14 protein-coding genes are annotated in these 17,382 nt (G+C 69.8%); 6 read left to right on the top strand and 8 right to left on the bottom strand.

The window, feature by feature from the left end; genetic code table 11:
- Positions 1 to 7: 7 nt before the first annotated feature.
- Positions 8 to 1,399: an extracellular solute-binding protein gene (locus AB0I81_RS33635; protein ID WP_360664883.1), complete on the top strand. Its 1,392-nt coding sequence runs from the start codon at positions 8 to 10 to the stop codon at positions 1,397 to 1,399.
- A gap of 2 nt (positions 1,400 to 1,401) precedes the next feature.
- On the opposite strand, the gene AB0I81_RS33630 is transcribed toward AB0I81_RS33635, so the two are convergent.
- On the bottom strand, positions 1,402 to 2,709 hold the full coding sequence (locus tag AB0I81_RS33630; RefSeq protein WP_360664880.1) for a DUF6351 family protein: 1,308 nt from the start codon (positions 2,707 to 2,709) through the stop codon (positions 1,402 to 1,404).
- A gap of 87 nt (positions 2,710 to 2,796) precedes the next feature.
- The gene (locus tag AB0I81_RS33625) at positions 2,797 to 3,312 is read right to left on the bottom strand and encodes a YbhB/YbcL family Raf kinase inhibitor-like protein (RefSeq protein ID WP_360664877.1); all 516 of its coding nucleotides are present in this window, start codon (positions 3,310 to 3,312) and stop codon (positions 2,797 to 2,799) included.
- A gap of 89 nt (positions 3,313 to 3,401) precedes the next feature.
- On the opposite strand from AB0I81_RS33625, the gene AB0I81_RS33620 reads away from it, so the two are divergent.
- Entirely contained in the window at positions 3,402 to 4,073 is a 672-nt protein-coding gene (locus AB0I81_RS33620; protein ID WP_360664874.1) for a GntR family transcriptional regulator, read from the top strand.
- A 37-nt stretch (positions 4,074 to 4,110) separates the two neighbouring features.
- Here the strand turns inward: AB0I81_RS33620 and AB0I81_RS33615 are convergent, their stop codons facing one another.
- Genes AB0I81_RS33615 through AB0I81_RS33605 form a run of 3 tightly spaced genes read right to left on the bottom strand, consistent with a single transcriptional unit; the run spans position 4,111 to position 7,134 of the window.
- Entirely contained in the window at positions 4,111 to 4,926 is an 816-nt protein-coding gene (locus tag AB0I81_RS33615; protein WP_360664871.1) for a carbohydrate ABC transporter permease, read from the bottom strand.
- A complete protein-coding gene (locus AB0I81_RS33610; RefSeq protein ID WP_360664868.1) occupies positions 4,923 to 5,867 on the bottom strand; it encodes a sugar ABC transporter permease in 945 nt (314 codons plus the stop codon). The genes AB0I81_RS33615 and AB0I81_RS33610 overlap by 4 nt, the downstream gene beginning before the upstream one ends.
- A gap of 25 nt (positions 5,868 to 5,892) precedes the next feature.
- Positions 5,893 to 7,134: a sugar ABC transporter substrate-binding protein gene (locus AB0I81_RS33605; protein ID WP_360664865.1), complete on the bottom strand. Its 1,242-nt coding sequence runs from the start codon at positions 7,132 to 7,134 to the stop codon at positions 5,893 to 5,895.
- A gap of 183 nt (positions 7,135 to 7,317) precedes the next feature.
- Between AB0I81_RS33605 and AB0I81_RS33600 the strand changes: the two genes are divergently transcribed.
- Positions 7,318 to 8,100, top strand: coding sequence for a FadR/GntR family transcriptional regulator (locus AB0I81_RS33600; RefSeq protein WP_360664862.1), 783 nt, complete (start codon positions 7,318 to 7,320; stop codon positions 8,098 to 8,100).
- Between the two features lie 28 nt (positions 8,101 to 8,128).
- On the opposite strand, the gene AB0I81_RS33595 is transcribed toward AB0I81_RS33600, so the two are convergent.
- A complete protein-coding gene (locus AB0I81_RS33595) occupies positions 8,129 to 9,313 on the bottom strand; it encodes a cytochrome P450 (RefSeq protein ID WP_360664859.1) in 1,185 nt (394 codons plus the stop codon).
- Positions 9,314 to 9,603: 290 nt separating this feature from the next.
- Here AB0I81_RS33595 and AB0I81_RS33590 point away from each other — a divergent pair, with 290 nt between their 5' ends.
- On the top strand, positions 9,604 to 10,878 hold the full coding sequence (locus tag AB0I81_RS33590) for an ABC transporter substrate-binding protein (RefSeq protein WP_360664856.1): 1,275 nt from the start codon (positions 9,604 to 9,606) through the stop codon (positions 10,876 to 10,878).
- A 155-nt stretch (positions 10,879 to 11,033) separates the two neighbouring features.
- On the opposite strand, the gene AB0I81_RS33585 is transcribed toward AB0I81_RS33590, so the two are convergent.
- Complete coding sequence (locus AB0I81_RS33585) at positions 11,034 to 12,095, bottom strand: hypothetical protein (RefSeq protein WP_360664853.1); 1,062 nt, start codon at positions 12,093 to 12,095, stop codon at positions 11,034 to 11,036.
- Between the two features lie 383 nt (positions 12,096 to 12,478).
- Between AB0I81_RS33585 and rph the strand changes: the two genes are divergently transcribed.
- The gene (gene rph / locus AB0I81_RS33580) at positions 12,479 to 15,112 is read left to right on the top strand and encodes a rifamycin-inactivating phosphotransferase (protein ID WP_360664850.1); all 2,634 of its coding nucleotides are present in this window, start codon (positions 12,479 to 12,481) and stop codon (positions 15,110 to 15,112) included.
- Positions 15,113 to 15,127: 15 nt separating this feature from the next.
- On the top strand, positions 15,128 to 15,775 hold the full coding sequence (locus AB0I81_RS33575) for a histidine phosphatase family protein (RefSeq protein WP_360664848.1): 648 nt from the start codon (positions 15,128 to 15,130) through the stop codon (positions 15,773 to 15,775).
- Positions 15,776 to 15,922: 147 nt separating this feature from the next.
- Here the strand turns inward: AB0I81_RS33575 and AB0I81_RS33570 are convergent, their stop codons facing one another.
- Positions 15,923 to 17,320 carry a sulfatase-like hydrolase/transferase gene (locus AB0I81_RS33570; protein WP_360664846.1) on the bottom strand — a complete coding sequence of 466 codons (1,398 nt, stop codon included), beginning with the start codon at positions 17,318 to 17,320 and terminating at the stop codon, positions 15,923 to 15,925.
- Between the last annotated feature and the right edge of the window lie 62 nt (positions 17,321 to 17,382).

The following is a 17,382-nucleotide window of genomic DNA, read 5'->3' as shown; positions in this document are numbered from 1 at the left end:
ACCCCCCATGAAGATCGGCAAACTCGTGCTCGGCGCCGTCGCGCTCGGCCTCACCACCACCGCCTGCGGCCTGTCAGGGGGCGGCGCCCCGGCCGGCGGCGACACCGCCATGGCGGGCAGCTGCCAGGTCGCCAAGGAGAACGTCGGCCCGGGACCGCTCAAAGGCGAGGTCAAGGGCGAGATCACGTTCCAGACGACCAGCCTGAAGAACGAGTTCGGCGACGTCTTCGAGCCGATCATCACCGAGTTCCAGCGGCGGCACCCCGGCGTGAAGGTCAACTGGGTGGACGATCCCGGCGACTCGGAGTTCACCCCGCGCCTGCTCGCCAACGCCGCCGCCTGCACCATGCCGGACGTGGTGAACCTCAACGAGCCGACCGGCATCGCCCTGGCCAGGGCGGGTTACCTGCTCGACCTCGACGTCAAGGTGCCGGACGCGGGCAAGCAGTTCCTGCCCGCGATGTGGTCGCGCACCACGTTCGGCGGGACGAGCCACATGGCCATGCCGTGGTACGGCGGCTTCAACGTCCTGGCGGTCAACACCGACCTGATGAAGAGCGCCGGGCTCGATCCGGCGGACCCGCCGCAGGACGTCTTCGAGCTGTTCGACGCCGCGGAACAGGTCGCCAAGGTGTCGGGCGGCAAGTACCACGCGACCGTGGCGAACCCGACCGAGCGCCTGAAGACCGACTGGCAGGCGCTCGGGGTGAAGTTCTTCGGCCCGGACGGCAAGACCCTGGCCTTCGCCGCCGACCCGATCGCGCTGAAGTGGGTCACCCGGATGACCGAGCTGTACCGGGCGGGCGCGCTGCCCAAGGACACTCTGTCGGCCGAGCCCACCGAGCTGTCCAACCGGTTCGCCGCCGGCAAACTCGTCTTCGGCGACCGCAACGCCAGCTTCCTGCGCTACGTCAAGGACAACGCGCCCACGCTCTACCCGAAGCTCGGCGTGTCCGCGGCCGTGGAGGCCAAGGCGTTCGACGTGTGGGAGGGCCAGTACCTCGGCGTCTCCGCCACCAGCAAGAACGCCGCCGCCGCTGCCGCGTTCGCCGCTTTCGTGACCAACGCCGACAACCAGTTGCGCTTCGTCATGGACCCGAAGGTGGCGATCTTCCCCAGCGCCGCCGAAGCGCTGAAGGCCCCCTTCTTCACCAACCAGAAGGGCACCGACCCGCTGTCGGTCGCCCGCAAGCTGGGTGCCGAGCAGGCGCTGAGCGACCCGGTGGCGACCGAGGAGGCGATCGCCACCCGCAAGGCGGAGAACGCCGTCTGGGGCGCCGCCGTCATGAAGGCCGTGGCGGCCGAGGTGCAGCTCGCCATGCAGGGCAAGAAGACGCCGCAGCAGGCGCTCGACGACGCCGAGAAGAAGGCCAACGAGCTGGTCGTCGCCGGTGGCTGACTTCAGGTGGGGCAGGGCGCGTACAGCGGGCGGGTGCCGGTGGCGTGGGCCGAGGCGTCGGTGAAGCGGCAGCCGTAGACGGGGTCGGCCAGCGTGGCGGGCCTGGTCACGTCGTCGCCCGCCGGTCGTTTGCCGGTGCGCTGCCAGCGTACGAGGTCGTCCCAGGCCGCGCCCGCCTCGGCGGGGCTGAACTCGCAGTGCCCCGCCGCGCGGATCGCCCGCTGCACCAGCAGCCCGGACCGGCCCTGCGCGGCCACGTCGGCCCGGTAGTACTGCTCCATCGAGAACGGCACGAAGTTGTCACCCAGGTTGTGCAGCGACAACACGGGCGAGCCGATCCTGCCCGAGATCCCGGCCACCTCGCTCAGCCGCCGCGTCCAGCGCGCCACCGGATCGACCGGATCCACCCGCCGCACGCTCACGTTGACGTTCACGGGCGTGGCGGGGCGGTAGAAGGTGCCGCGGTTGCTCGCCACCCTGCCCGGCTCCTGCGCCAGAGGGCCGCCCGTGTCCGGCCCCGCCAGCCCGAACAGGAAGTCCTGCCAGTACGCGAACGCCGCCTCGGCCCCCGGACGCTCACCGCCGCTGAGGTTGACCACGATGGCGCGGAACTGCCGCCCGGCCGCGCCGCCCAGCCCGAGCCGCTCCTTGATGAGGGGCACGGCCGAGGTCGCGTAGTCCTCCGGGATCGGGTACGCGGGCACGTCGGCCAGGTCCTGCGCGACGAGATGGAAGTCGAGGAAGAAGTCGAACAACTCGTGGTCGCCGAGCACCCCGCACATGGGCAGCGCGGCGGCGTACAGGCCGGGGTACTGCTCGACGGAGCGGGCCGTGACGTGACCGCCCATGGACACGCCCGCGATGTAGGTCCTGCGCGGCCGGCCCACCGTGTCCGCGAAGCGTTCGACGAGGGCGCGGGTGCTGAGCACGCCCGCCCGCACGTCGTAGCCGTTGGCGTAGTAGGAGGAGGCGGCCCAGGCGTAGCCCTGCTCCAGCAGGCGTTGCCGCAGGCCGTACGACGGCTCGTCCACGGTGAGCACCCGCGTGTCGCCGCGGTAGCCGTGCGCCCACATCACCAGGTCGCCGTTCCAGCGCGGCGGCACCTCGATGTCGAAGGCCGCGTGCCGGTGCACGCCCTGGTGGACCCGGCTCGGCTCACCGCGCACGACGGCCGGGGCCAGCGGCGGGTTGTCGATGGTGTAGCCCGGTAACGGCTGGTCGCCGGGCACATCGGGGGCCGCCTCGGCGGCGGGCGCGGGCATGATCGCGCACAACACGGCGGTCAGAACGACCGCGAGGGGAGAACGCATCGGCCGTCACCTTTCTGCTCGGGGGGCGCGTACCGGATGCATGACCTGCCCCTGACGATATGACGCCCGCCGCCGGAGGAGAGGGCCCTACCGGGTCTCGGCGGTGGCGGTCAGCACCGCGCGGCCGAGGATGTGGCCGGAGATGGTGAAGCCGAGGTAGGCGGGGGTGGCCTCGGCCGGGACGCCGATGGTCTCGACGTCGAGCGCGTGCACCACGACGAAGTAGCGGTGCGGGCCGTGCCCGGCCGGCGGGGCCGCGCCGATGAAGCTCCGCGCGCGGGCGTCGTTGGGCAGTTGGTAGGCGCCCTCCGGCAGGCCCGTGCCGGTCTCGTCGCCCGCGCCCTCCGGCAGTTCGCGCACGGTGGCGGGAATGTCGGCCACGGCCCAGTGCCAGAAGCCGGAGCCGGTCGGCGCGTCCGGGTCGTACACGGTCACGGCGTAGCTCTTCGTCCCCTCGGGGGCGCCGCTCCAGGACAACTGCGGGGACACGTCCTTGCCGCCCATCTGCGCGGCGGGCAAGGGGGCGCCGTCGGTCAGCGTGCTGCTGGTGACGGTGAAGGACGGCACTTCGGGAAGACGGGCGAAGGGGTTGTTGGTGCTCATCTCACATGCTTCCTCGTGGGAGTTGGTCGAACACAATCGACGATAACACAGATAATCGATTATTCGACAAATGGTCTACGATGGGGCACATGACGCAGACGGTCGGCCCACCGACCAAGCAGATGCTCTCCGAGCGCGTTCACGGCCTGCTCAGGGACGCGATCATGAAGGGCGAGTACGGCCCCGGCCAGGCGCTCAAGCCCCAGGAACTCGCCCGGCGGCACGAAGTCAGCCTGGCGGTCGTCCGCGAGGCGCTGGTCGGGCTGGTCGGCGAGGGCATCGCGGTGCGGCTGCCCAACCGCGGCTTCGCCGTGCCCGACTTCTCCGACAGCCGCTGGCAGGAGATCGCCGAAGCCCGCCGCACGATCGAACCGGTCATGTTGCGCATGGCGATAGAGCGCGGCGACCTCGACTGGGAGGCACGGGTGCGCGCGGCACACCACCGGCTGGCCCGCACGCCGGCGTACGTGCCCGAGGACGGCGAGCACTACAGCGGCGCCTGGTCCGAGGCACACCGCGTCTTCCACCGGACCCTGCTGGAGGGGTGCGGCAACCCGGTGCTGCTGGACACCTTCGACCGGCTCTGGACCGCCAGTGAGCTGGCCCGCCGCTGGTCGGCCCGGCGCACCCCCGACCGCGACGGCCCCGCCGAGCACCGCGCCCTGGAGGAGGCGGCCCTGGCCCGCGACGCCGGCACCGCCGCCGACGTGCTGGTCAGGCACCTGACCCAGACCGCCGACAGCTTGGCCGCCGGTTACTGAAAGGCCGGTTACTGAAAGGCCGGTTACTGAAAGGGGGTCAGCCCTTGGTCGCGCCCGCGGTGAGGCCGGAGACCACGTACTTCTGCACGAACAGCGCGATCACGCAGATCGGCAGGGTGACCACGGTGGTCGCGGCCATCAGGCCGCCCCAGTCGATGCTGGCGTAGCCGACGAAGTCGAAGATCGCCACGGGCAGCGTCTTGGTGTCGGCGTCGGACAACACCAGCGCGAACATGAAGTTGTTCCAGGAGAAGATGAAGGACAGGATGCCCGCGGTGGCGACGCCCGGCACCGACAGCGGCAGCGTGATCCGCCGGAACGCGCCGACATGCGTCAGCCCGTCCACCAGCGCCGCCTCCTCCAACTCCGTCGGCAGGCTGTCGAAGTAGCCCATCATGATGTAGACCACCAGCGGCAGCGACACGAACATGTGGCTGATGATCAGCACCCCGAAGCCGCCGACCATCTTCAGGTTGGAGAAGACGTAGAACCAGGGCACCAGCAGCGAGACGCCGGGGATGACCCGCGCCATCAGCACCACCAGCGCGGACTTCTTCATGTTGAACCGGCTCATCGAGTACGCCGCCGGCACGCCCAGGACGAGCGAGGCCACGGTGGCCGCGAACGCCACCCAGAGGCTGTTGAGGATGAACTCGACGTAGTTCGCCTGCTGCAGCACCTTGGCGTAGTTGGCCAGGGTGGGGGCGAAGGCCAGCGCCTTGCCGGGGTCGTAGATGTCGACGTTGGTCTTGAACGACGCCGCGACCATCCAGACCAGCGGCGCGACCAGGCCGAGCACCACGACGGTGAGCGCCGTTCCCCGGAAGATCCGGTACGCGGGCCGGGGCTTCATCGCTGCGCCTCCTTGCGCCGGGCGGTCAGGGCCCACATCGCCCCGATGATGATCAGGAAGAACAGGATGAGCACGGTGGAGGAGACGCCGTACTCGTTGTAGTCGAAGCTGAGGCCGTAGGCGTACACGTTCAACGTCTCGACCTCGTGGAAGGAACCTCCGCCGCGGCCCTTGGTGGCGTACAGGATGTCGAAGGTCTTCAGCGCGTCGATGCCGCGCAGCAGGATCGCCACGGTCAGCGTGGGCATCAGCAGCGGCAGGGTGACGTGCCGGAAGCGCTGCCAGGTGCTCGCGCCGTCGATGCGCGCCGCCTCCTGCGGCTCCTCCGACAACGAGGTGAGCCCGGCGAGCAGGATCAGCACCACCATCGGCGTCCACTGCCACACGTCGATGAAGATCGTGGTGGGCAGGGCCGTGTGCTGGCCGGCCAGCCAGGGTTGCGGCCCGATGCCGAACCAGCCGAGCGCCTGGTTGGCCAGGCCGATGTTCGGGTCGAAGATGAGCCGCCACATCATGCCGACCGCGACCGGGGTGGCGACCAGCGGCAGCAGGATGGCGACCCGTACCCACCGCTCGCCCTTGAACGGCCGCCACAACAGCAGGGCGATCGCCATCCCGAGCACCACCTCGAACAGCAGCGCCACGACGGTGAACGTGGCGGTCCGCCCGACGGCGGGCCAGAACCGCTCGACGTCGGTGAGCACGTCGAGGTAGTTCGCCAGGCCGATGAACTCGCTCTCCGCGCGCACGGACCCCTCGGCGTCGGTCAGGCTGAGGTAGCCGGTCCAGGCCAGCGGGAAGATGAGCAGCGCGGCGACGAACGTCATCGCGGGCGCGGCGAAGAGCCATTTGCGGTGGGCGTCCACCCACCGCGCCCAGCCGGGCGTGGCGGGGGCGGCGGCGGGGGCGCTGCGCGGCGCCTTGGTGGTGGTCGTTGCCACGGATTCTCCAGGGATACGGGCGGCCCTATCGGGCCTCGTCGTCCAGGAACTTCTGGAAGGCGGCGTTGGCGGTGCCGGCCGCCGTCGCGGCGTCCTTGCCGGTGATCGCGTCCACGATCGGCTGGCCGACGATCTCGCGGGACTCGGCGACCTTCACGACCAGCGGCCGGTCATGCCCCACCCCGCTCTTGGTGCTGGCCGCGATGGCGTCCGCCAGATCCTTGGGGAAGGAGGAGATGCCCTCGGGGTCCTCCCAGACGGAGGTGCGGGCGCCCGGCACGCCGGACTTCTGCTGGGCGAGCGTCTGCTCCTTGCCGGTGGCCCACTCGATGAACTTCCAGGCGTTGGCGGCGTTCTCGGAGCTCTCGTTGATGCCCAGCGCCCACGACGGGATGTTGTACGGCTTGGAACCGGCGGGCCCGGCCGGGAACGGCGCGAAGCCGACCTTGTCCGAGACCTTCGACTTGGCCGGGTCTGTGGCGTTCTTGTACAGGGAGTTCGCCTCGGTGTAGAAGGCGGCCTTGCCCTGGGTGAAGATGGCCATCGCCTCGGGCCAGCCCATGTCGGTGCTGACGTTCGCCGGTCCCGAGTCCTTGATCAGCCCGCCGTAGAAGGCGTACGCCTGCTTGGCCGCCTCGCTGCCGACCGCCGACTTCCCGCTGCCGTCGACGAAGTCTCCGCCGAAGCTGTACAGGAAACTGGAGAACTGGGTGACCGCCGCGGACTTGCCGGTGCGGGCGACGAACCCGGCGACGTCCGGCTCGGCCGACTTGATCTTGGCGGCGGCGGCCTTCAGCTCGTCGAGGGTCTTCGGCGCGGCGTCCAGGCCGGCCTTCTCCAGCAGGTCCTTGCGGTAGTAGAGGACCTCCTGCTCGGTGATGATCGGGATGCCGACCGGCTTGCCCTCGTACGTGGTGGTCTCCACAGGGCCGGCCTGGAAGTCGCCGAAGTTCCAGTTCGCGTTGGCCTTCACCTGCGTGGACAGGTCGGCCAGGTACTTGTTCTTGGCGAAGAGCTTGCCCTCTTGCAGGGGGCGGTACATCATCACGTCGATGTCGGAGGAGCCGGCGTTCAGCTTCACGTTGTACTGATCGGAGAGCTGGTCCTCGCCGAGCTGGGTGACCTCGACCTTGAGCCCGCTCTGCTTCTCGAACTCGGGCAGCGCTTTCTTGACGTTGTCGGTCCACACGTGGTTGGCCAGCGTGACCCTGACCGTGGTGGACGCGCCTTCGCCGCCGTCGCCACCGCCGCAGGCGGACAGGCTCATGGCCGCAACCACGGCCAGAGAGGTACCGATTACCGGTCGATGCCGCATGTCATCTCGCCTTTCTGTCATGGTCGCCGCCCCAGGTGGAGCGTCACATGCCCGTAACAGCTGTTTAATGCCGGGATGCTAGGACAAAAAAGCTGACTTATTCAAGTATCGTCTTTCAATTGATATGCTTTATTCGTGACCCAGTCTCCCCCCGGGGCCGCATCCACCCCACCCGCCCCTGCCGGAGCTGGGCTGCACGCTCGCGTCCTGGACCATCTCGGCACCGTCATCTGCAGCGGCGACCTGGCCGCCGGCTCCGTGCTCAACATCGAAGACCTGGTCGAGGGCTACCAGGTCTCCCGCTCGGTGATCCGCGAGGTGCTGCGGGTGCTCGCCTCCATGGGGCTCGTCGAGACCAGGCGCCGGGTCGGGATCATGATCCGGCCCGCCGGGGCGTGGAAGGTCTTCGATCCGCAGGTGATCCGGTGGCGGCTGGCCTCCGACGGGCGGATGGCGCAGATGCGCTCGATCAGCGAGCTGCGTACGGCGATCGAGCCGCACGCCGCCTGGCTGGCCGCCGAGCGCATCGGCGACGACGAGGCGAGCGAGCTGGTGGGGCTCGCGGCCAGGATGTGGGCCGCGGGCAAGGCGGGTGACGAGGCGCGCTTCCTCGACCTGGACATCGACTTCCACCGGCGGGTGCTGGCCGCCTCCGGCAACGAGATGTTCGAGAATCTCCAGCTGATCGTCGCCGAGGTGCTCGCCGGCCGCCACCACTACCACCTGATGCCCCACTACCCCGATGAGCAGGCGCTGCAGTTGCACACCGACGTGGCGCACGCGATCCAGCGGCGCGACGGCGAGCGGGCCAGGCGGGCCATGGTGGGCATCATGGAACAGGGTTTCGCCGAGATGAAGTCGATGTGGGAGCGGGCGGCGGAGCCCGGCGGCGCTGAACCGGACGGCAGACCCGGGTGACCCACCGCCGCACCCACTCGACCGGCCGTCACAGGGTGATCGGCAGCCTGTCGTAGCCGCGTACGGTGCTGCTGTGCAGCCGCGCCGCGCGCTGGTGATCCACCTCCCAGACGGGGAAGCGGCGCAGGGTCTCCTTTAGGCCGACGCGCCCTTCGAGGCGGGCCAGGGCCGCGCCGAGACAGAAGTGGATGCCCAGGCCGAACGCGACATGCCCGTCGAACCGGCGGCGGATGTCGAACCGATCGGGGTCGGCGTACACACGTTCGTCCCGGTTGGCGGCCCCGGTGAGCAGCACGACCTTGGCGCCGGCCGGGATCGTCGTGCCGTGCAGGCGGACGTCGCGGGTGAGCGTACGCCCCTGCACCGGGGCGGGGGACTCGTGCCGCAGGATCTCCTCGACGGCGTTCCTCAGCAGCGAGGCGTCGGCGGCCAGCGCGGCCCGCTGGCCGGGATGCCCGTCCAGCAGCACGCACGCCCACCCGAGCAGCCTGGCCACGGTCTCGGTGCCGCCGCTGACCAGCAGGCCGGCGAAGTCCGCCGCCTCGGAGGTGGTGAGCCTGCGGGTGCCCTCCCCGGTGGACACCTCCGCCTCCACCAGCGCGGTCATCATGTCGTCGCGCGGGGCCCTGCGCCGGGCCTCGACCTGCTCGGAGAAGTACGCGTGCAGCTTGAGCGTGGCGTCGAAGGAGACCTCATTGATGATCCCCTTGCCCTCCTCGACGTGGAAGGCCCGGTCGATCTGCCCGCGTACCTCCTCCCGGTCGGCCGGATCGACGCCGATCAGCTCGGAGATGACCCTCGACGGCAGCTGGACGGCGAAGTCCCGCACGTAGTCGAACCCGTCCCCGCCGACCTGGGGGTCGAGCAACTCGGCGCAGAGCGTGCGGACGTACTCCTCCAGCTGGGCGATCCGCCGGGGGGTGAAGGCGCGCGACACGAGCGTGCGCAGCGTCGTGTGGGCCGGCGGGTCCATGAAGAGCATCATGCCGCTGCTCATCGGCTCGGCCGTCATGATCTCCAGCACGGTGCCGTACGCGGAGCTGTAGGTCCGCGGATCCCGGTAGGCGGCCTCGACGTCCGCGTAGCGGGACAGGGCGTAGAAGCCCAGCTTGTCGTTGCGGTAGACCGGCCGCTCGTCCCGCATCCTGCGCCACAGCGGGTACGGGTCGAGCGCCATCGTCTCGTCGAACGGATCCCAGTACAGTTCGGTCACGACGCGAACCATCCTTCCACCGGCTTGAGACGGCTACGTCGATCCGAGTGTGACCCACGCGACGCGGCCACGATAGGGAAGACGTGACCGACCCTTGAGCGGTCCTGCCGACGTGCTCCTGCCGCTGCCGGACGCGCCGTTTTTTGCCACTGACAGAAAGATCGTTCAGCGCGCTGTCGGGAGGGTTACGCTCGACCTTGACCGGGTTTATTCTGTTCGGTCAGCAACACGTGGCGTGATCACGAGTTACCTCGCCCCCGACAGAGGACACCCCCCAGGAGGTAAGAGCCATGCGCTCTGGCAATAGAACGTGGGCGGCGGCCCTGCTCGCCACCGCCTTGCTGGCGGTCACCGCGGCCTGCGGCGGCGGCGACTCCGCCGACGGCACGATCAAACTGCGTTACTCCTACTGGGGCAGTGACGCGCGGCAGAAGATGACCGACGAGGCGATCAAGAGGTTCGAGGCGAAGAACCCGACCATCGACGTCGAGGGCGAGATCACCGACTTCCCGAGCTACTACGAGACGCTGTCCACCAAGGTCGCGGGCGGCGACGCGCCGGACGTCATCACGCTGGAGATCCGCGCCCTGCGCGAGTACGCCGACCGCGGCTCGCTCACCGACCTGGCCGGCAAGGTCAGCACCGCCGACATCGACGCCAAGGTGCTGGCCATCGGCGCGATCGACGGCAAGCAGGTCGCCATCCCCTCCGGCGTCAACGCCTACGCCATGGTCGCCAACCCGGGCCTGGTCGCTCAGGCCGGGCTCAAGCTCCCCGACGACAGCACCTGGACCTGGGAGGACTTCGTCGAGCTGGCCGCCAAGGTGACCTCCGGCAGCGACGGCAAGATCACCGGCACGCAGCTCAGCTGGAACCCCGCCTACCTGCAGACCTACGCCGCGCAGAAGGGCGAGCACCTCTACGTGGGCAACAAGCTCGGCGTCTCGCCGCAGACCCTGAAGGACTGGTGGGCCATCACCCAGAACCTGATCAAGACCAAGGGCTCGCCGGACGCCGCCAAGAGCTCCGAGATCTACGACAGCGGCATCGAGCAGACCCTGATCGGCTCCAACACCGGCGCGAGCATGATGATGTGGACCAACGTCCTCGGCGCGGCCTCCAAGGCATCAGGTCAGAAACTGGACCTGCTGCGGATGCCGAAGGTCGAAGGGGCCGCCACCGGGGGCATGTTCCTGCAGCCGGCCATGTTCTACACCGCCTCCTCCAAGACCGAGCATCCGGCCGAGGCCGCCAAGTTCATCGACTTCCTGGTCAACGACCCGGAGGCGGGCGCGATCATCCTGAGCGACCGCGGCCTGCCGGCCAGCTCCAAGGTGCTGACCTCGGTCGAGGGCAAGCTGTCCGAGGCCGATCAGAAGACCGTGGCGTTCGTGGAGAAGATCCGCGACGAGCTCGCCAACCCGCCCGCCGCGCCGCCGAAGGGCTCCAGCGACATGGAGAACGTCATCCGGCGCTACTCCGAGGAGGTCATCTTCAACCGGATGACCCCCGACGTCGCCGCCCAGAAGCTCATCGCCGAGGCCAACGCCATGATCGCGGGCTGAGCATCTTCTCAGGCACGCGGTACGGGCCCCGCGCTCGTGGTTCGCCCCGCCCGACTGCCGCGCGCCTGATGCGCGAGCGGTAGCCGGGCTACCGCGCGCCTGACGCGAGCGGCCCGCCGCCCCGTGGACCGTCGCCTTCCTCGGGGCGGCGGTCTCTACGCCTCCTCGGCCACGCCCAGGTACATCACCTTCGGGTTCAGCGGGTGGAAGGCGATCGAGGTGACCCTGTCGTAGGCGTTGTGGTTGGTGGTGACCCGGTCACGGCGCGAGTCGTACCGGTAGATGTTCGTGCCGAGGCCGGACCAGCTGGTGCCCCACACGAAGTACAGCACTCCCGGGTCCCTCGGGTGGGCGGCGAGCAGCGGCCCGTTGGGCAGGGTGACGTCGCCGCCCTGGTCCACGATCGGGGCGAAGTGCAGGCCTCCGTCGAGCGAGCGGTAGAGGTGCCGGCCGTCGGACGGCGTGCCGCTTTCGGAGGGCACGAGGCCCATCGCGTACACGACGTTCGGCGCGGCGGGGGAGATCGTCGCGCTGAACACGTTGACCCGCGCGCCGTTCTCGCTCAGTCCGCCGGCGGGGCTCCAGGTCCGCCCGCCGTCATAGGTGACCCGGGCGCCGTCGCCCGCCGCGCCCGTCACCACGTGGTTCAGGTTGTACGGGTCGAACGCCGCCGTGTAGATCATCAGCAGCTCGTCCTCCGGGAACGCGGGCACCCCCGCGGGCCGCCAGGTGCGGCCGCCGTCGCGCGAGTCGTGCAGTTGCCCGTCGCCGTCCAGCACCCGCAGCCGGTCGCCGCGCAGCAGGTCCGTGCCCAGCCCGGCCACCTCGGCCGCCGGCGAGGTGAGCGGCGTGACGCCGTCCGGGGTGACCAGCGAGAGGCTGCCGTCCTGCGACCAGGCGTAGGCCCGGCCGCCGCGGGCCGCGGTCAGCGTGGGGAACGAGCCGGTCACCTCGCCCGCCTCCGTCCAGGTGCAACCGGCGTCCTTCGAGGCCAGCACCCTGTTGTTGGACAGGGCGAGCAGCCGGCCCGGACGGTCGAGGGCGACGAGCCCGCGGGTGTAGACGACCGGCTGCAGCGCTTGGCTGGTCGGCGTGATCGTCTTGCCCTCGTCCCTGGTGAAGGTCACCGACCCGTCGCCGGTGACCGTCTCGCAGCGCGGTTGCCGCCACAGGCCGGAAATCTCCTCGGACGCGACGGCGGGTGTCGCGGTCGACACGAGCGCTAACGTGGCCGCGACCAACGGAATGATCATCTTCTTCACAACAGCCTCCATGACAAGCGGGGAGACGTCCCCGATCCGTCCTACCGGGGAGGTGATCGCCGACGCCAGGCCGATCACTGGCGGGTTCACGACATTGCATGAGTGCGACAACCGCAAAACGATCAACGGGTGCGGTAAAACCAAGCGCATGGTCAGGGGGAACTTGCCCGGAGCGGTTGAGGCCGGTGACTCGATCACGGCGCCGCAGGAGGGTCGGCTCAGGCCGTGCACCACTTACCCCTGCATTTTCAGGTTATAGCAGATCCGCGAGCCTCATGAGGCGCGGAAAAGTGCTTCATACTGCCCGTTGCGAACCGATCCGACGAAACGGTGGAGCAATGGAATCAGGCTACGTGCTGGGCTTCGACCAGATCGACTCGACGAAAATCGCGGACGTCGGCGGCAAGGGAGCGCACCTGGGCGAGCTCTCGCGGATCGACGGCATCAACGTGCCGGACGGCTTCTGCGTCACGACGGAGGTCTTCCGGCGCGTCGTGGCCGAGGCGCCGTCGATCGGCGCTCAACTCGACCTGCTTTCGCGGGTGGAACCGGACGACCGCGCGGCGATCCGCACGCTGAGCGCCGACCTCCGCCACACCGTAGAAGGCATCGAGATCCCCGGCGACCTCGTGGCGGCGATCAGCGAATCGCTCGCCCGGCTGGGGGAGCGGACCCCCTTCGCGGTACGTTCCAGCGCGACCGCCGAAGACCTGCCGAACGCCTCCTTCGCCGGCCAGCAGGACTCCTACCTGAACATCGTCGGCCTGCCGGAGATCCTCCACCACCTGCGCAGGTGCTGGGCCTCGCTGTTCACCGAACGGGCGGTGACCTACCGGAGCCACAACGGCTTCGACCACCGGAAGGTACGGATGGCCGTGGTCGTACAGCGAATGGTGTTCCCCGACGCGGCCGGAATCCTGTTCACCGCCGACCCCGTGACCTCGAACAGGAAGGTCGCCACCGTGGAGGCCGGTTGGGGGCTCGGCGAGGCGCTCGTCTCCGGCCTGGTCCCCGGGGACGTCTACACGGTACGCGACGACCAGGTCGTCACCACGGCGGTCGCCACCAAGCAGCGGTACGTCCGGGCGCTGCCGGGAGGCGGCACCCAGGACACACCCGTCGAATTGGAGCGGCAGACGCGGCCGGCCCTGACGGACGCGCAGGTCGTGCGCCTGGTACGGCTGGGCCGCCGCCTCGAAGCGCACTTCGGCCGCCCGCAGGACATTGAATGGTGCCTGACCGGCGACGACTTCCACATCGTCCAGAGCCGGGCCATCACCACCCTGTTTCCCATCCCCGAGACCGATGACCAGGACAACCACGTCTACCTCTCCGTTGGTCACCAGCAGATGATGACCGACGCGATGAAGCCGCTGGGACTCTCTTTCTGGCAGATGACGACCCCACGGCCGATGCACGAGGCGGGCGGCAGGTTGTGGGTCGACGTGGTGCCCGTCCTGGCGACGCCCGCCGGCCGCGCGGCCTTCCTGGAGACCGCGGGCAAGGCCGACCCGCTGACCCGGGACGCGCTGCAGACCGTCCTCGATCGTGGCGACTTCATCCGCACGCCCGCGGAAGAGGATGGCGGCCCCGCCCCTGCCGCCGGTGCCGCGCACCCCGCCCTCGCCGACGGTTCGCCCGACCCGATCGAGACCGACCCCGCCGTCGTCACCCGCCTGATCCAGCACAACCAGGCGTCCGTCGCCACCCTGCGGCGCGAGATCCGGAGCCTGTCCGGTCCGGCGCTGCTCGACTTCATCCAGGCCGACATGGCCGAGCTCAAGCGCCTGCTGTTCGATCCGGAGAGCTCCCGGGTGGTCATGGCGGGGATGGAGGCGAACTGGTGGCTCAACGACCACCTTGAACAGTGGCTGGGCGAGAAGAACGCGGCCGACGCGCTCACGCAGTCCGTACCCCACAACGTGACCTCGGAGATGGGCCTGGCGCTCCTCGACGTCGCCGACACCATCCGCCCGCACGCGGACGTCGTGACGTTCCTGCAGCGCGTCGCGCACGAAGGCCGGGACGGCTTCCTGGACGAACTGGCCGGGCTGCCCGGCGGACAGGAGGCACGCGACGCCATCCAGGACTACCTCGACGAGTACGGCATGCGCTGCGCGGGCGAGATCGACATCACCAGAACGCGCTGGAGCGAACGGCCCGCCACGCTCGTGCCCGCCATCCTCGGCAACATCAGGAACTTCGAGCCGGGCGCCGGCAAGCGACACTTCGACCAGGGACTCCAGGAGTCACGACGGAAGGAACAGGACGTGCTGACCCGGCTGCGCGCCCTGCCCGACGGGGAGCGGCGGGCCGAGGAGGTCAAGCGGATGATCGACCGCGTCCGCACCTTCGCCGGATACCGGGAGTACCCCAAGTACGGCATGGTCAGCCGCTATCTCGCCTACAAGCAGGCACTGCTGCGCGAAGCCGACCGTCTCGTCCGCTCCGGAACCCTCCGCGAGCAGGACGACATCTTCTACCTGCGCTTCCAGGAGCTTCAGGCAGTCGTGCGCACCGGCGAGGCGGACCCCGGCCTCATCCTGGAGAGGCGGGAGGCGTTCCACACGTACGAGACGCTCGTACCGCCCCGGGTCCTCACCTCGGACGGCGAGGCCATCACCGGCCGCTACCGGATCGAGGACGCCCCGCCCGGCGCGCTGACCGGCCTGCCCGTCTCGGCCGGAACCATCGAGGGCCGGGCCAGGGTCGTCACGGACATGGCCCAGGCCGACCTGGAGGCGGGCGACATCCTGGTCACCGCCTACACCGACCCGAGCTGGACCCCGCTGTTCGTCACCGTCGCCGGCCTGGTGACGGAGGTGGGCGGCCTCATGACACACGGGGCGGTCATCGCCCGGGAGTACGGCCTGCCGGCCGTCGTCGGCGTGGACCAGGCCACCCGCCTCATCCGCGACGGGCAGCGGATCCGCGTACACGGAACGGAAGGGTATGTTCAGACGCTCCCCTAACAGAAAGATCCCCTCATGCGCACCCTTTACGTCGTCACACATCCGGAGGCGACACACCACGTCGAGAAGGTCGTCGGCGGCTGGCATGATTCGGCGCTGACGCCGGCCGGACTCAGGGCGGCGGCCGCCATCGCCCAGGCACTGCGGGCGCGGATCCCGGACGATGCCGAGGTGGAGCTGTTCTCCTCGGATCTGCGCCGCACCAGGGAAACGGCCGAGCAGGTCGCCGAGTTGTTCGGTGTGCAGCCCGTGCTGGACCGCCGGCTGCGGGAGAAGTCCTACGGGGTGGCGGGGGGACGGCCGCAGTCCTGGCTGGACGAACGGTTCATCCCGCCGCCCGCCGACGGGGAGCGGATGGAGCATGACGAGGGCGTGGAGGGCGCCGAGACCAAGGCGGAGTCGGCGCGACGCGTCTACGCCGCCATGGACGAGATCGTGCGGCGCCCCTGCGAGCACCAGATCATCGTGACGCACGGCGGCACCCTGACCTTCGTCGTGACCGCCTGGATCAGGATGCCGATCGAGGCGGCCGGCCACGCCCAGTTCCGGGCGCCGTCCGGCAGCATCACCACGCTGCGCGAGGACGACTTCTACCACAACCGCTCGGTCGTCGGGCTCGGTGACCTCCGCCATCTCGACCCCGCCGGCCCCGCGCCCGCTTGACCGCCCCGCCTTCCTGGACGCGGACCCGCGCCCGCTTGACCGCCCCGGCTTCCTGGAAGCGGCCGCGGGCATCGCGCTCGCCCCGCACGCCTACGCCACGGCGGGCCCCGCCGGCGCCATGAACTGGGCGCCCTCGGCACGTGATGATCAGCGCAGCGCAGTGTTCATCAGTCCACGGAGGGCGGCCGCCTGGAGGTCGCGTTGTGCCTCGGCGTATTGCGGGGAGCCGGCCACGTCGCGCATCTCTCGCGGGTCCGGCGTGAGGTCGTACAGCTCCGTGTGCTCCACCTCATCGACCTGGGCGTGCACCAGTTTGAGCCGGCCGTCGGTGACGACCTGGAACTGCTCGGCCTCGGCGAAGACGTGCCGATGACCGTCGGAGTCGAGGTGCCGGCCGTCGATCCCGGGGACGGCCGCGGCGCCGGCGTGGGCGAGCAGCGTGGGGAAGACATCGACCAGGCTGGTGAGGCGGTCGCTCCTGGTGCCCCCGCCCGCGCCTCCCGGCCTGCGCAGCAGCAGCGGCACGTTGAGCACGTCCTCGTAGAAGCCGCGCCGCTTGCCCCAGAACCCGTGGTTGCCCAGCATCTCGCCGTGGTCGCAGGTGAACACCACGACCAGGTCGTCGCCGAACCGCGCCTCGGCGGCGGCGATCAGGCGTCCCACCTCGTCGTCGATCAGCGCGACGTTGGCCAGGTAGTGGTGGCGCAGCCGCCGCCAGTACTCCGGATCGCGGTCGTGGAACCCGCCGCCCTCCATGCGTCCCTTGGCGGGCCCGTGGAAGCTCTGGTAATGCAGCCGGCCGGGCTCCGCCCATTCGGACGGGTCCACGTCGGGCTCGCCGATCAGTGATTCGTCGACCCGGGAGAGATACTCCTCGGGAGGGTCGAACGGGAAGTGCGGACCGCTGAAGGAGGCCCAGGCGAACATCGGGCGGTCCTGGTCGCAGGTGTCGATCCATTCGCGGGCCTTGCGGCCGACCCAGGCGTCGGGATGCCACCGCGCGGGACCGGGGAAGGGGAACACCGCGCGGGCCGCCTTGTCCCAGACGGCGTCCCGGTAGCCCTTCAGCAGGCCGGCCGCCTCCAGCTCCCGCGTGTAGTCGTCGTAGTACCAGACCGACACCTGCTTGTCGTCCTGCAACGCCAGGTGCTCGATGCCGAGGCTCAGGTAGTAGTCCCTGAACGAGTCGTACGGCAGGGTCCGGTCGGGGCTGGGTTCCGAGTACGGCACCGGCGCGTAGTGGCACTTGCCGATGTGCCCGACGGAGTAACCCTCGGCCCCCAGCGCCTGGTAGAGGTTCGGCACGTCCGCCGACAGCGGCTGGTCGCGGAAGTTGCTGTAGGCGCCGTGGTTGCGCGGATAGCGCCCCGTCACCAGCGAGCTCCGGCTGGGCAGGCACAGGGGGCTCGCCGTGTAGGCGCGGTCGAAGACCGTGCCCTGCCGGGCGATCCGATCGAGATGCGGCGTCGCCACCGCCCGGCCGCCGTAGCAGCCGAGCGCGTCCTTGCGCAGCTGGTCCGCCGTGATGAACAGGATCGCGGGCACTTGACCTCCTGCTGTTGCTGGCCTCGGATTGCTTCTATAACGTTGTAGACATCGTTATACCA

Origin of the sequence: Nonomuraea sp. NPDC050404 (assembly GCF_040655495.1) — a bacterium.
Classification (GTDB): Bacteria; Actinomycetota; Actinomycetes; order Streptosporangiales; family Streptosporangiaceae; genus Nonomuraea.
Note: the sequence above shows the minus strand (reverse complement) of the source record. Positions and strands in the feature narration are given on the sequence as shown.